The organism is Prochlorococcus sp. MIT 1341, assembly GCF_034092415.1.
Taxonomy (GTDB): Bacteria; Cyanobacteriota; Cyanobacteriia; order PCC-6307; family Cyanobiaceae; genus AG-363-P08.
Map to the genome: position 1 here is coordinate 1570021 of NZ_CP139304.1, position 15152 is coordinate 1585172.

Annotated in this window: 9 protein-coding genes; 6 read left to right on the forward strand and 3 right to left on the reverse strand. The window is 50.4% G+C overall.

All coding sequences use genetic code 11. The annotated features are described in order from the left end of the window. Positions 1 to 14: 14 nt before the first annotated feature. Positions 15 to 494 carry a DUF1810 family protein gene (locus tag SOI84_RS07955; RefSeq protein ID WP_320674002.1) on the reverse strand — a complete coding sequence of 160 codons (480 nt, stop codon included), beginning with the start codon at positions 492 to 494 and terminating at the stop codon, positions 15 to 17. Between the two features lie 184 nt (positions 495 to 678). Beyond that, complete coding sequence (locus tag SOI84_RS07960; RefSeq protein ID WP_320674003.1) at positions 679 to 1041, reverse strand: hypothetical protein; 363 nt, start codon at positions 1039 to 1041, stop codon at positions 679 to 681. A 423-nt stretch (positions 1042 to 1464) separates the two neighbouring features. On the opposite strand from SOI84_RS07960, the gene SOI84_RS07965 reads away from it, so the two are divergent. The 3 genes from SOI84_RS07965 to SOI84_RS07975 are packed head-to-tail and all read left to right on the forward strand — an operon-like array spanning position 1465 to position 11214. Further along, positions 1465 to 4992, forward strand: a complete 3528-nt coding sequence (locus tag SOI84_RS07965; RefSeq protein ID WP_320674004.1) for a protein NO VEIN domain-containing protein — start codon at positions 1465 to 1467, stop codon at positions 4990 to 4992. Between the two features lie 5 nt (positions 4993 to 4997). Next, positions 4998 to 7913 carry a DUF1156 domain-containing protein gene (locus tag SOI84_RS07970; RefSeq protein ID WP_320674005.1) on the forward strand — a complete coding sequence of 972 codons (2916 nt, stop codon included), beginning with the start codon at positions 4998 to 5000 and terminating at the stop codon, positions 7911 to 7913. 7 nt (positions 7914 to 7920) lie between these two features. Further along, positions 7921 to 11214: a DUF499 domain-containing protein gene (locus SOI84_RS07975; RefSeq protein WP_320674006.1), complete on the forward strand. Its 3294-nt coding sequence runs from the start codon at positions 7921 to 7923 to the stop codon at positions 11212 to 11214. Positions 11215 to 11588: 374 nt separating this feature from the next. Here SOI84_RS07975 and SOI84_RS07980 read toward each other — a convergent pair whose 3' ends face one another. Then, positions 11589 to 11759 (reverse strand): hypothetical protein, encoded by a 171-nt coding sequence (locus SOI84_RS07980; protein WP_320674007.1) that lies wholly within the window; start codon positions 11757 to 11759, stop codon positions 11589 to 11591. Positions 11760 to 11870: 111 nt separating this feature from the next. On the opposite strand from SOI84_RS07980, the gene SOI84_RS07985 reads away from it, so the two are divergent. The 3 genes from SOI84_RS07985 to SOI84_RS07995 are packed head-to-tail and all read left to right on the forward strand — an operon-like array spanning position 11871 to position 15149. Next, a complete protein-coding gene (locus tag SOI84_RS07985; protein ID WP_320674008.1) occupies positions 11871 to 12836 on the forward strand; it encodes a tetratricopeptide repeat protein in 966 nt (321 codons plus the stop codon). Next, entirely contained in the window at positions 12833 to 13945 is a 1113-nt protein-coding gene (locus SOI84_RS07990; RefSeq protein WP_320674009.1) for a tetratricopeptide repeat protein, read from the forward strand. Before SOI84_RS07985 ends, SOI84_RS07990 begins: the two co-directional genes overlap by 4 nt. Positions 13946 to 14003: 58 nt before the next feature. Then, positions 14004 to 15149, forward strand: a complete 1146-nt coding sequence (locus SOI84_RS07995) for a tetratricopeptide repeat protein (RefSeq protein ID WP_320674010.1) — start codon at positions 14004 to 14006, stop codon at positions 15147 to 15149. Positions 15150 to 15152: the final 3 nt, after the last annotated feature.

Here is a 15152-nt window from a genome sequence, read left to right on the forward strand (position 1 = left end):
AAAACGGTTGGTATCTATGCATCAGCTCTAGGAAGCACATTGCCCCTAGATCGGAGTAACTCTTGAGTCATTGGGCAGCGTGTACCTAACTGATCTAGCAGCATAGAGGCGATCTCAAGTCCAGCAGCTTCAAAAAGCGTGAGACTGCTAATTGTTTTGATCGCGTCTAATTCACTGCCCATAAGATTCGTAAGGCTTTGTTCTGGGATTTTGAGTTGTTCAGCAATAACAGTAATAATTTCTTCTAACCGATCCTTCAGTAATTTGTTCTCGAGATATTCCTGCGCCTCTAACAAATCATTGATCCCAAACTTCTTTGATTTTTCTGAATGGCCTAACCCTAGTAGCTGAGGAAGTACAAACCAAATCCAATGACTTTTTTTACAACCTGAGAACAATTCAGCTACAGCTTTCTCATGAAAATTTGGAGTGCCAGTGTTTTGAGCTAAGTAAAAACGTTTTAAATTCTCAGGTACGCTCAAAGTATTGCTCATTTGATTTAATCAATAGCCAATGAAATGAGCATGGTATTTCCGAATGGTTTCAAAAAAGAATCAATAGCTTGGATTAGCGATTGAAAGTATGAAGAGTTGATCCGGATAAGTTTTTCCCCAGGCATGGCTGCAGACGTGAGTTAATCAATAAAGAATTGGTTTAAGAAATGATCCAGCTGGTTACCTATAAATTCCACACATCCTCTATAGGGAGAAGGCAGGAAGAGTTAGCGTCATCTTCCACTGGATCCCTTTGTGCATTCCTATATGGATGATGGCTAGAAAAAAACCAGACAAGACTTTTTGCAAGATTCATAAGTTTGAGAAAAAGGTTTTTTTTAGAAGTTGATAGAAATAGAGACTTTTCCAGACCATTTATTTGAGGTTTTTTTTCTTTCATGACCAACTTCACGATGTGATGAAGCTCATCATCAATAGAAGTTTCACTGCGTTCTTGATAATACTGATCTAGTTCAATCAGCTGCTCATAGGAGAGAGCTGAAGTCCCTTCATAGCAGTTCTCCCAGTCTTCGGGTTCTAAGCACATCTTCTAGTATCTCCTTAGGGTCCCTATATTTACATTTGATTCTTCTTGAGGAAAGTAAGCACGATCTTCTTAGTCTGGATCATGTCTCCTGAAATTGAAGGTCTATCCAAACTCTATTCAAACCACCCATTCTCGCTGAGATCCCATGGCAAAACATGAACCTAGCTACTGGCTAATGGAGAGGGTGTCCATTTGAGTCGTTCTTCGATGGACGTCTATGGCTCAATCCAGTTCTGAGATCTCTCTAATAAAACAAGACTTACACCAAAACTTTTCTGCCTCTCTGCTTTTTGCTGTCGTTAAGTGCCGAGGGGCGAACCCATGGCCTGCTAATCGGGGGTTTTACTGTTCTTTAATGGGCATTCAAAGCCAAGGATTCGTTCCTATATAAAGTGTTCTTGTGGTGTGGACCAGCAGTAGCCTATGGCAACCCGCCTCGAGGACCTCAAGCCAGAAGCCTTGGTGCAAGGCCTTGTCGGTCGGGAAGCCGTGCGCGTGGTCACTGCGGAGATGCTTGGGGAAGCAGCCTGCAAGGTGGTCTACCGGTCCCAGGACGGCGCTCTGGGCGAACAACTCCTGTTCCGCAGCAATGAAGCTGAGCTGGAATTGGTTGGTGGTGGCCGCAAGTGGAGCTTTGAAGGAAGCGGTGATCTCTTCCGGCTCATCAGCGAAGCTGCCCGGATTGAGCTGGCTTACCTGTTCGACCCATACGTGGCGGTAAGCAGCAGCACGATCGATCCGCTGCCCCACCAGATCAGTGCGGTTTATGAGCACATGCTCCCCAGGCAGCCGATGCGCTTCCTGCTGGCAGACGACCCTGGAGCCGGCAAAACAATCATGGCTGGCCTGCTGATCAAGGAGCTCTTGATCCGTGGCGAGATGGAGCGTTGCCTGATCGTGGCGCCGGGTTCTCTTACTGAGCAGTGGCAGGACGAACTCAAGGAAAAGTTCGAACTCCAGTTCGAGCTTCTGACCCGCGACCTGATCAATGCCACAGGCCTGGGTAATCCGTTTGAGCAGAGACCACTTCTGATCGCACGGATGGACATGCTCTCCAGGGACGAAGAACTGCAGAGCCAGCTTGAGCAGGCCCTCGAATGGGACCTGGTGGTTTGCGATGAGTCACACCGCATGAGCGCCCACTACTTCGGCAGCGAGGTGAAGCGGACCAAGCGCTACGAGATGGGCAAGCGGGTGGGAAACCATGCCCGCAACCTGTTGTTGATGACGGCGACGCCCCACAATGGCAAGGAAGAGGACTTCCAACTGTTCATGGCATTGCTGGACGAAGACCGTTTTGCTGGCCACCAGCGTGATGCCGTCCACCGCAGTGATCCCACTGACCTGATGCGGCGACTGGTCAAGGAAGACCTCTACACCTTCCAAGGAACCAAGCTTTTCCCGGAGCGCAGGAGCTACACCGCCGAATACGAGCTCTCTGATCCAGAGAAGGTCCTCTACGAGCGCGTGACTGAATACGTGCGGGAAGAGATGAACCGCGCTGACCGCAATGCCAACGAGCAAGGCGGAGGCAAAAAACGCGTGAATGTGGGCTTTGCGTTGATGACGCTGCAACGTCGTCTCGCCAGCAGCCCATTCGCGATCCACCGCTCGATTGAACGCCGTCGTGATCGATTGGAAAGCCGCTTGAAAGAAGAGCGGCTGTTGCTTGAAGGACGTGGCGCAGAAGCTCGCCTGGGCCTCGATGCCAAGTACCAGCCTGGCTCGATGAGTGATGAAGACATCGAGGACCTCTACGAAGAGGACACGGCTGGAGAGATCGAAGGAAAAGAAGAGAAGTTCACCGACAACGCCACATCAGCTAAGACTCTTGCCGAGCTGCAGTTCGAGATCGAAATCCTGCAAGAGCTGGAGAAACTCAGCAAACGGGTCGTCGATCAACGTACAGATGCCAAGTGGCGGGAGCTGGACCGAATCCTTGATGACCCGTTGATGAAGCAGGCCAACGGCGCTCGCCGAAAATTGGTGCTTTTTACAGAGTTCAAGGACACGCTGACCGACTTGGCAAGCAAGATCCGCGATCGCTTAGGGCGCCCTGAAGCTGTGGTGGAGATACATGGCGGGGTTGCTCGTGATCGGCGCCGGCAGATCGTGCATGCATTCATGAATGATCCTGAAGTTGTGGTGCTGCTGGCCAACGATGCGGCTGGTGAAGGCGTGAACCTTCAGCGAGCGCATCTGATGGTGAATTACGACCTCCCTTGGAACCCAAACCGGTTAGAGCAACGCTTCGGGCGGATCCACCGGATTGGTCAGAAGGAGGTGTGCCATCTCTGGAACCTTCTGGCGAAAGACACCCGAGAGGGCGACGTCTACATCCAGTTATTGCGCAAGCTGGAAGCAGCGAGAGAAGCACTTGGAGACAAGGTTTTCGACGTGTTGGGCCAACTTTTTTCTGGCCGATCACTGCGTGAGTTGCTGATGGATGCCGTTCGCTACAACGATCGCGCGGATGTGAAGGCTCGGCTTGAGCTGGAGATCGATGGAGCTGTCGACCAACGCCACCTAGAGGACCTCCTCGCGCAGAGGGCTCTGGTGCGGCAGGGCATGGACACAGCCAACGTCGAAAAGCTGCGGCAGCAAATGGAACGCGCCATGGCCAGGCGGATTCATCCCCACTACGTGCATGACTTTTTCATCGAGGCTTTCAAGCGTCTTGGCGGCAAGGTGAACCCCAGGGAGAAGGGCCGCTACGAAGTCACCTGCGTGCCTCCCCTGCTGATGGATCGGAACCAGGAGATCGGTATTGGATTGCCTGTTCAGCCTCGTTATGAGCGGATCTGCTTTGAAAAGGAGCACGTCTCTGACAGCCCACGAGCCGAGCTCGTCAGCCCTGGGCATCCATTGCTTGAGGCCTGCATCTCCCTGGTGATGGAGCGTGATGGCTCAGTGCTGGGGCAGGGGGCTGTCTTGGTGGACGAGCGGGATCTCGGAAGTGAGCCTCGGCTGCTGTTTTGCCTGGAGCATGGTCTTCAGGACGGCCGCAAGACCCGAACAGGTCACCAGCAATTGATCTCCAACCGCCTGCAGTTCCTGGAGATCAGCCGGAGTGGGGATGTGAATCCTGCGGGATCTGCTCCCTATCTCGATTACAGGCCACTGCAGGACGGCGAGCTGGATCTGACAGCACCGCTGCTGCAGGAGAGCTGGTTGGCCCAGGACTGGGATTCGGTTGTGCTTCAACACGCCATGGCAACCGTCGTGCCGCAGCACCTGGAGGATGTGAAGCAAGAGAAGCTCGAGCGGATTGCCAAGGCTGAGCGCGAAATCAATGCGCGGATGACGCGGGAGATCAACCACTGGAGCCGCCGCTACGAAGAGCTCAAGCTGCAGGAGCAAGCTGGCAAGCAAGCGCGGCTTCCAGCTCAGGTGGCTAGAGAACGTGCCGAGGTGCTGGTGAGTCGTCTGGAGAAACGGCTAGCGCAACTGAAAGCAGAAGCTCAAATCACGGCCAAGGTCCCCAACCTCAAGGGGGGAGCACTGGTCATCCCTGCTGGATTGTTGCTGAGGCTTCAAGGGCAGAGCCAGCCTGATGCGGTGGACTCAGCAGCACGCAAACGTGTGGAGCTACTAGCCATGAACGCCGTCTTCGAAGCAGAGAAAGCGATGGGCCGCATGCCGAAAGACGTCAGCGCACAACGAGGCCTGGGTTACGACATCGAGTCGATGGATGCGCAAGGCAACCTGTTCTTCATCGAAGTGAAGGGGCGCATCGAAGGAGCCGACTCAGTGACGCTCACGATCAACGAAGTGAATACGGCGCGCAACTCACCGGATCGGTTCCGCTTGGCGCTGGTGAGTGTCGCTGGTGATGCCGCATCTCCTCCTGTCTATGTCAGTGGCGTCGACTGGGGAATTCCTGGCTTCGGAGACATTTCAGTCACCAAAAAACTTGAGCAAATTCAGGCCGCTGGCCAAGCACCTCACTGATAACGATGACCGACTACCCCGTAAAACGCCGCAAGAAACTGATTGAGGTTGCCATCCCTCTGGAGGCGATCAATGCAGCATCAGCGAAAGAGAAAAGCATCCGCCATGGGCATCCGAGCACTTTGCACTTGTGGTGGGCACGGCGGCCGTTGGCAGCAGCAAGGGCAGTGATCTTTTGCCAGATGGTGGATGACCCATCGGCAGTACCAGAGGAGTTCCCGACAGAAGAAGACCAGGAGAACGAACGGCTGCGGCTGTTTGCTCTGATTAGTGAGCTAGTCACCTGGGAGAACACCACCAATGAGGAGGTGTTGAACCGGGCGCGGGCAGAGATCAGCCGCAGCTGGAAGCGTTGCTGCGCCGATAACGCCGAGCACCCTGAGGCAGCTGAGCTGTTCAACCCGGAGACGCTGCCAGGTTTCCACGATCCCTTCGCGGGGGGTGGGGCCTTGCCGCTAGAGGCGCAGCGCCTGGGACTGGAGAGCTACGCCAGTGATCTGAACCCGGTAGCAGTGCTGATCAACAAAGCAATGATCGAGATACCGCCGAAGTTTGCGGGGATGCCGCCGGTGAACCCGGAGAGGAGGCTCAACCTTGATGTGCACCAGTGGAAGGGCGCCCAGGGCTTGGCGGAAGACGTGCGCTACTACGGCAAATGGATGCGCGATGAAGCCGAAAAGCGCATCGGTCACCTCTATCCGAAGGTGCTGATCACCCCGGAGATGGTGAACGATCCGGAGAATCCGCGCCCGGATCTCAAGCCTTACGAAGGACAGGAACTCACCGTGATCGCCTGGCTCTGGGCGCGCACCGTGAAGAGCCCAAACCCGGCTTTCTCCCATGTGGAAGTGCCTCTGGCTTCCACCTTCATGCTCTCCACCAAGAACGGCAAGGAGGCCTATGTCGAGCCGGTGATCGAGGACGGCGACTATCGCTTCACTGTGAAGGTCGGCAAGCCACAGAATCCGGAGAGGGCGAAGAACGGCACAAAGGTTGGCAGAGGAGGAAACTTCACATGTCTGATGTCAAACACGCTTATTAAGGTTTCAACTATTCGTGACCAAGGTGTTGCCGGGACTTTGGGTGCGCGGCTGATGGCAATCGTCGCTGAGGGTACGCGCGGACGCGTCTATCTTCCTCCGACACCGGAGCACGAAGCAGCGGCAGATAGTGCGAATCCGCCATGGAGACCTGAGACCGAGATTAACCACAATCCGCGCGACATCCGCACTCAGCTCTACGGTCTCACCAACTACTGCGACCTCTTCACAGATCGCCAGCTAGTGGCACTCACCACCTTCTCCGATCTCGTGGGCGAAGCGATACAAAAAGTTCGCAGTGATGCTCTTCGAGCGGGACTATCTGATAACTCCACATCTCTGCGTGATGGCGGCATTGGCGTCGATGGGTACTCGGAAGCAGTCTGCACCTATCTTGCCTTCTGTCTTGACAAAATGACAGACACGAATACTTGCTTATGCAGCTGGCAGGTCAATCCGCCCAGGCTGAGGGCAACTTTTGGGAGGCAGGCTTTACCCATGGTCTGGGATTATGCGGAGGCCAATGTTTTTGGCGACGCAGCTGGTGACTTCCAAAGATGTGTCGGCTCTCTCACAGAGGTCTTAGACAAACAAACAGTTCCTGTTTTGCCAGGAATAGTCGATCAGTTCGATGCGCAGAGACAGGAAATTAGCGCAAATAAAATAGTGTCGACCGACCCTCCATATTATGACAATATTGGCTATGCAGACCTTTCAGATTTTTTCTATGTCTGGCTGCGTCAATCACTCCGTACACTCCATCCAAACCTGTTCGCCACACTTGTTGTTCCAAAAGCAGAGGAGTTAGTTGCTACGCCGTATCGCCACAACGGCAAGGAGCAAGCCGAAGAGTTCTTCCTAAAGGGCATGACTGAGGCAATGCATAAGCTCGCCATACAGACTCATGCAGGCTTCCCAATCAGCATCTATTACGCCTTTAAGCAATCTGAAACGAAAGCATTGCAAGGCACAGCAAGTACTGGCTGGGAAACATTTTTGGCAGCCGTCATTGATGCTGGGCTAGCCATCACTGGTACTTGGCCGATGCGATCGGAGCTCGCAACTCGGAATGTTGGCAGAGGCACAAATGCTCTCGCCTCAAGTATAGTTCTGGTTTGCCACAGCAGGAATAGAGATTCAGACGTACTTTCTCGTACTGCCTTCCGCCGCGAGCTACGAAAGCATCTGCCCGAGGCAATCAAAGAGCTAGAACGCGCCAATATTGCACCTGTAGATGTTGCTCAAGCGGCAATTGGGCCTGGCATAGCAATTTTCAGCCAAGCCAAAGCTGTTCTTAACTCTGACGACTCCTCAATGAGTGTCAGGGATGCGCTGATTGAAATCAACGAGGCGCTCGATGAATACCTGGCCGAAGATGAAGGCTCCTTTGACGCAGACACATGCTTCGCACTCACTTTCTTCGAGAGTTATGGCTACGAAGAACGCCCTTATGGCGATGCTGAAGGCTTAGCAATAGCGAGGAATGTCTCGGTTCAGGGTGTTGCCGATGCGGGGATTCTGAGGGCTATCGCTGGCAAAGTTCAATTGCTTCGCCGTGAGCAACTTGATGCCGATTGGGACCCATCAAGTGATGGCCGCCTATGCGTATGGGAAGCCACTCAGCACTTGATCAAAAAGCTAGAGGTAGGTGGCGAAGCATCTGCCGCGGCCCTTCTTGCACAGCTCAAGAATCTTCTTGGGCAAGGAGAGCTGGTCGCGAACTGTCGTGCTCTTGCTTACCGCCTCTTCAACCACTGCGAGAAGACAAAGCAAACAGAGGAAGCTCGTGCTTACAACGGGCTCGTGATCGCTTGGCCAGAACTTGAACGGCTAGCAGCTTCTCAATCTTCTGAATCCGCTGTTCAGACCACCCTGATCTGATCGACCTATGGCTCTCTCCAACCGCGACCGCATCGGCAAGGCCCTTGATCAGCTCGCTGCTGGTCTGCTGCCCTATGTCTCCCTCCAGCTCTACAACTCTGTTGGCAGCGACTGGCAAGACCGCCTACCTCCACAAGCCAACAACCTCCAAGACGTCTCAGTCCTCCTGAAGCTCTTCATGGAGCACTGGGGGCTGGTCTTCAAGAAGTTGCTCAGCAACTCGGATCGCGCCTATGTGAGTGAGCTTTTAGAGGCTCGCAATAAGTGGGCCCATGCCGAGGCGATGTCTTCGGATGACGTCGATCGTTATCTCGACACCGCTGTTCGTCTCTGCCGCAACATCAACGCCACCGATCAGGCGGAGACAATTCGTTCTCTGCGAGAAGAGCTCCAACAGCAGGTTTACACGGAACGGGCGCGCAACAAGACCCGGTATCAAGCCACCATTGCCAACCAGGTTCAGTCAGGTCTGAAGCCATGGCGTGAGGTGATCACTCCCCACCCAGATGTGATCAGCGGGAAGTACCAGCAGGCCGAATTTGCTGCTGATCTGGATCTTGTTCAGAGAGGTGTGGGCAGCTCGGAGTACACCGATCCAGAGGAGTTTTATCGACGCACCTTCATCACCGATGGCCTTAGGGATCTGCTGAAGATAGCTCTGCAGCGCTTCAACAGCCAGGGCGGCGAGCCCGTAATCGAGCTGCAAACCAACTTCGGTGGCGGCAAGACCCACTCGATGTTGGCGCTCTATCACTTGTGTTCCGGCGTCCCCTTGGCATCCCTCCCTGGTCTTGACCAGGTCTGCAGTGAGCTTGGGATCAACAGTGTTCCTAAGGCTTCAAGAGCCGTCTTGGTGGGCACAGCCTTCAACCCTTCCAAGACCGATACCAAGCCCGATGGCACCGAGGTCCACACCCTCTGGGGTGAACTCGCTTGGCAGCTTGGAGGTGCCTCCGGTTATGCCGAGATCGCAGAGAGTGACAAGCGTCAGGTCCCCCCTGGTGCCCGGGCACTTGCAGCACTATTCGAGGCCCATGGCCCGTGTTTGATCCTTCTTGATGAGTGGGTGGCCTATGCCCGCAACCTCGTCTCGCAGGGTGACTTACCGGCTGGCACATTCGACGCCCAGTTGTCGTTTGCGCAGCAGCTCACCGAAGCCACCAAACAGGTCTCGAACGCTCTCTTGTTGATCTCTGTTCCTCAAAGCCGCAATGAAATCGGTGGCAGTGATGGTCAGATCGCATGTGATGGCTTGAAGAACGTGGTCACGCGTCTCGCCTATCAGTGGCGTCCTGCGACAGGGAACGAAAGCTACGAGATCGTCCGTCGACGACTGTTCGAGCCGATCGCGACCAGTGAAGACGGGGCCAATCGAGATGCAGTAGTTCGGTCGTTCACCGACCTCTACGCAGTGAATAAGGCCGACTTCCCTTCCGAGGCGCGAGAGCCCGGCTACCGAGATCTGCTCACCTCGGCTTATCCGATTCACCCAGAACTGTTCGAGCGTCTCTACGAAGACTGGAGCACCCTCGATCGTTTCCAACGCACGCGTGGTGTCTTGCGCTTGCTTGCTCTCACAATCGAAGGTCTTTGGAGCGGCGACAGCAAGGACTTGCTGATCATGCCCAGCTCAATGCCGATCGATGACAACGACGTCAAGAACGAGCTGGTGCGTTTCTTGGATAACCAGTGGGAGCCAATCATTTCCCAAGACGTCGATGGCGGCCAATCAGTGCCAACTCGCCTCGATGCAGAGAACCCCAACTTCGGCCGGGTGAGTGCCTGCAAGCGTGTCGCCAGAAGCCTGTACATGGGCACTGCGCCTGGAGCCAACCGTGAGCGCAAAGGCATCAACGACCAACGCGTGAAGCTCGCCTGCGTCATGCCAGGAGAACCCATTGCTGTTTTCGGTGATGCCTTGCGGCGTCTTGGAGATCGCGGTCGCTACATCCAGCAAGACGGCGATCGCTATTGGATCGACACCAGCCCCAATCTCAACCGCACAGCCGAGGACTACAGGGAGAGCTATCTGCGCCAAAAGGACGAGCTGCTGGCTGAGCTAAACCAACTGCTGGCGAAGGAAGCCTCCAAGCGCGGACGATTTGATGGCGTCCACGCAGCCCAGATCGAAACCAGCGGCATCCCAGATGAAGCCACAACGCGTTTGGTTCTGCTGGCCGCCCAGTACCCCTACAAGCGCAATCAGGACACCAGCCCTGCACGTGAGTGGGTCAGCAGTTGCCTGCAAAGCAAGGGGAACAGCCCGAGGCAGTTTCAGAACACGCTGGTGTTCCTCGCTCCGGACGAGCAGAACCTCGACAACCTCTTTCAAGCGCTAGCCGACAGACGTGCGTGGCAACGGGTGATCGACGAGAAGCTGCTACTGCAGATCACCGTCAACCAGGAAAACCAGGCCGCGACCAAGATCCAGGAGGCAGTGGAGGCAATCGCTCTACGAATTCCAGAGACTTGGTCTTATCTCTTGGTGCCCTACCAAAGTCAGCCCGGTCCCCAGGGAGCTGATTGGGATGAAAAGCGCCTGAGTGGTGGCAAAGGCTCACTAGCTGAGCGAGCGACTGAGAAATGCATTCAGGAAGACCTGCTTGCAGCTCAGCTCGGTGCACGGGCGATCAAAGAGAAGCTCAATGCGTTCCTCTGGCGTGACCGTCCGCATGTCGAGGTACGTGAGTTGGTGGAGTGGTGCCGAAAGTACCTCTACCTGCCGCGCATCAGCACCGATCAGGTGATCCTCGATGCCTTGGTGAACCCGCAAGCAGCGATGACTGGAGAGGAGACCTTCCACCTTGCTGATTCCGTTGATCAGGCATCGGGTCGCTATGCAGGCCTTCGACCTCAAGAAGCTTCCAGCACTCAATTGCCAACGCTGAACAGCCTGGTCGTCAAAAACGAAGTGGCCCTGCAGCAACTTGCTTCTGCGACTCTCATTGATGTCGTAGACGTATCTCTTAGACCCGTGTCGTCCACTTCGACTGCACATAGAGCAACGTCAGCAGACACTTCGTCCGCGAATGTGGCACCACCTCAACCAGAAGCACCTGCGAAGCCTCAACTGCCAACGCGCTTTGTCGCATCAGTGAAGCTCGACTCAACAAGGGCCAGCCTTCAGATGAGCACCTTCATGGAAGAGGTGATGTCGCATCTCCAGGCTTTGGATGGTGCCGACGTTGAGATGACTTTGGAAGTCCAGGTCAGAGCTCCTGCTGGTATCGATGAGCAGACAGCGCGGATCGTGCTGGAGAACTCAGTAGCGTTGAAGGTAGAAAACCCAGGGCTCTACTAATTGCAGTTGATGGTATTGGCAGCTTTAATTAAATCCCTTGCTCTCAATAATTCTCGTCTAATTGAGAAGTCTAGTAATAGCAGTTGGTTCGGAGGAAAGCTATTAGGAATTATTCCAACCTTTTTGTGAATCCATTCCAACTTTGAATAAATAGTTAGTAATACCAAGCTGGTTCGCTTTTCTTCTAGGAGTATTCAAGGTTGCTTTTCTGCGACTTCAAGGATCGATTTCAAGATGTTAGAGACCATTCCTATGAATCAATCCATTCATCCTCATAGCTTCTTTGGGGAGGGGCGTATGGGGGTGATGAGCGTCCCTACTACATCGTTAAACCACCTCTCAAATCTGTGAAAATTTTTTTGGGACTTATTTCCCTAAGCCTTCCAGTAATAGTCCCACTCTCCTTGAAGTTCAGTACTAGATAGGGAGTTATAGAACCCTCTCCACTTCTTTTCCGAGTTGGCATCAGTAGCAACTAAGGACACCAACAGATCTATTGCTTGTTCTTGGTTAAAGGTTTTGCCGTCATCTGATTTGAATATCATTTTTGCTTTAACCCATAACTAAAATTTACTGCTTTCTGATGAGTCAGTGAGTTATAGGTATCTTTAAGCATAGAAAACTATTTTCAGAATATGGGCAGCAATATCGAGGCAATGTACTTAGGCGATATGCTCAATAACACTTATGTGGGGAAAGAAGACTACGATGCTTGGAAAGAAGGGAGAGCAAAAGAAGAGTCAGGAGATACACCTGAAGCGATTGAACAATATACTTTAGCAATAGAAATTAACCCTAGAAATAAATATGCTTGGAATAGTCGAGGTTATGCAAAGTGTTTCTATCTAGATGATAAAAATGGAGCAATAGATGATTTCAATCAAGCGATAGAAATTGATCCCAAGGATCCTCTTTTATATGGGAATAGAGGGAATGCAAAGCACTTGCTAGATCAAAATAAGGAGGCAGTAATTGATTTTTCAAAGGCAATTAGTTTGTCGATAGCAATAGGAGAAACTATAAGTAATTCTTGGGTTGGTAAATCAAGTTATCGAGGTGAAATATATTTTAAACGAGGTATGGCAAATGGATCAATCAAAGAATTTCGAGATTCAATAAATGACTTTACAGAGGCATTAGAAGCAGGCGTAGAAATACCAAGTTCTTATTTCTTCAGAGGACTTTCCAAATCGTTACTTGAAGACCGCGATGGCGCTGCCGAAGATTGGATAAAAGCAGCAGGATTAGGTAATGAAGATGCTCCTGAGTCATTAAAGAATTATTGTATTGACCTTATAAATCTTGGTATTGAAAAGCAAGAAAAAGGTGATTATGTAGGTGCACTTAAGGATTTCAACAAAGCGATAGAAATCAAATCTGATGACGGACTGTATTTCTACTTTCGTGGTACTTGTTTAAATGAATCAAACGATTATCAAGGTGCTCTTAGGGACTTCAATCAAGCGATAGAAATGGTTCCCGATAATATCGATTCTTATTTTAATCGAGCGGTAGTAAAGAAGAAATTAAATGATCTCAAAGGAGCATGTGAAGATTGGAAGAAAGCAGCAGAATTAGGAGATGAAGAGGCAGCAGAACTATTGAAGGAGCATTGCGAATGACTAATCCAACGGATAAACCTCTTGTTGGTCAAGAGTTACTAGACAAAATCAAAGAACTTGGCGATTCAAATTACTCAGATATTGTGCGTGCCTGCGGATATGTTTCAACTTTTCAAGATGGTACTGAGCGACTAGATCTTGTTGACTTCCGTGTCGCAATGTTAAAAGCAAAAGGAGTAAAAAGTGCCAATATTAATCTTCTTGAGATTGATGCAGGCGACGAACGATATTGGGAATTAGGGCGTGCTAAAGAAATAACTGGTGACTATAAAGGTGCTGTTGAGGACTACAACAAGGCGATAGAGATAAACCCCGAAAATACACATGCTTTAAATAGTCGTGGTTATTTGAAATCAACTCTTGGTGACTATAAAGGTGCTGTTGAGGACTACAACAAGGCGATAAATGTTGATCCAAATGACACTGTCCCTTACAGAAACTGTGCTAATGCAAAGTATGATATGGGTGATCCTTCAGGTGCAATAACTACCTACAATAAATTAATAGAGTTAGATCCAATTTGTTATTTTTATTATATTCAAAGAGGTGCAATTAAAATCGAATTAGAAGATAATAAAGGAGCACTATATGATTATGACAAGGCAATAGAGATTATTAGTAATCACAAAGACAAAGCAAGATATGATTGGTTAGATGATCCTAGAATAGACACTATGTATCATTACCGTGCGACCATTAAATTTAAATTAAAGGATTTTGAAGGTGCAGTATCTGATCATAAAAAGGCAATAGATTTAAACCCTAATTATCATGAGACATACTATGCAAGTGGTCGTGCTAAGAGTGAGTTAGGTGATCATCAAGGAGCAATATCTGATTACAGCAAGGCAATAGAAATTAATCCTAATCATGCTTTTACTTACTATGAGCGCGCCAGAGTAAAAGGGAATACAGGTGATATTAAAGGAGCAATTGATGATTTGACTAAAAAAATAGAACTTGATCCGCAGGGCAAGAGCATCTATGCAATTCGCGGTGCTTTAAAGAAAGAGCAGGGCGACCTAAAAGGTGCATGTGAAGATTGGAAAGTAGCAGCAGAGTCAGGCAACAAACGTGCTGCCGAATGGTTGCAGGAACATTGCCAATGACTGAACCTAAAACTGCTGCTGAATACCTTGATCGTGGATGTGATAAGGAGCATTAAGAATGACTAGTGACTTCTTTAAAAACCTCCAAAAAGCCAAGGCGCTAGATGCTGAACGAAAAGCAGCAGTTGAGAAGAAGTTGGATGCTGAGCGAAAAGCAAGAGTTGAGAAATTCCTTGCAGAGAAAAAAGAAGCCGCCAAATATCTTGATAGTGGTTGTGACAAAGATGAGAAGAAAGATTCTCAAGGTGCAATTGAGGATTACACCAAGGCAATAAAAATCTATCCAACGTATACCGAAGCATATGCCAATCGAGGATGCGCTAAGGAAGAGTTAGGCGATCAAGCAGGAGCACTGGCTGATTGGAAAAAAGCGGCAGATTTAGGAGACAAGGAAGCAGCAAAGTGGATTAAAGAAGTAGAAGATAAAACTGGAATAACACAAGAGCGGGAATTAACGAGAGAAAAACGTGAAAAGATTGTTGCTAAAGCAAAGAAAGAAGGATTTGATTGGGTTTCAAAACCCCAAATTGCAACATTTGAACCTGAAGAACTAATACTTCTAATTCAATTAGAAAAAGAAGCTGATCCAGCGCAAGTCGATTGGTTTAATAAACACCCTAATTTAATTGAAGGTCTGCATAGACATATGGGGGACGAACCTCTAATTGAAACAGAAAGCTCAAAGCAAAAAAAAGTTGTAGAAAAATATAATTTTGAAATTAATGACTGGCAACTCAATATTTATAAAGCTGCCTTTGCAAATGAGGCTAAAGAATTTTTAAAAGCCTGGAATGATGATGCAGGAGGCAAAGATCATGGAGAAGCAATTATTTATGACCCTTCTGGTGACGGGAGGTTTTGTTGTTGGGACGAACAACATGGGGGGACTATCTATGTTCCTAAAAGATGCATGCTTGCAGACCCAGACTTCTACGATATTGAAGCTTGGGAAGAAGTCGATAAAGATTATTGTGTAGACCTTGGTCTTCTAAGTGAGGAAGACTCATGGGAAGATTTCGTTCAAGAATGTAAAAAGACAGGTGGAATTGGAGCCGAGCCAATGATGGCTACATATGTGTTGCGGTTGTCTTATCTAGATGCAAACGGAGAGGATGATGGCTTTGTAGATGACAATGATTTAATTGAATCGTGTGGTGCTCACTTTGAAGACCTCCATGAGGATTCACGTTGGCATGATGGTTAATCA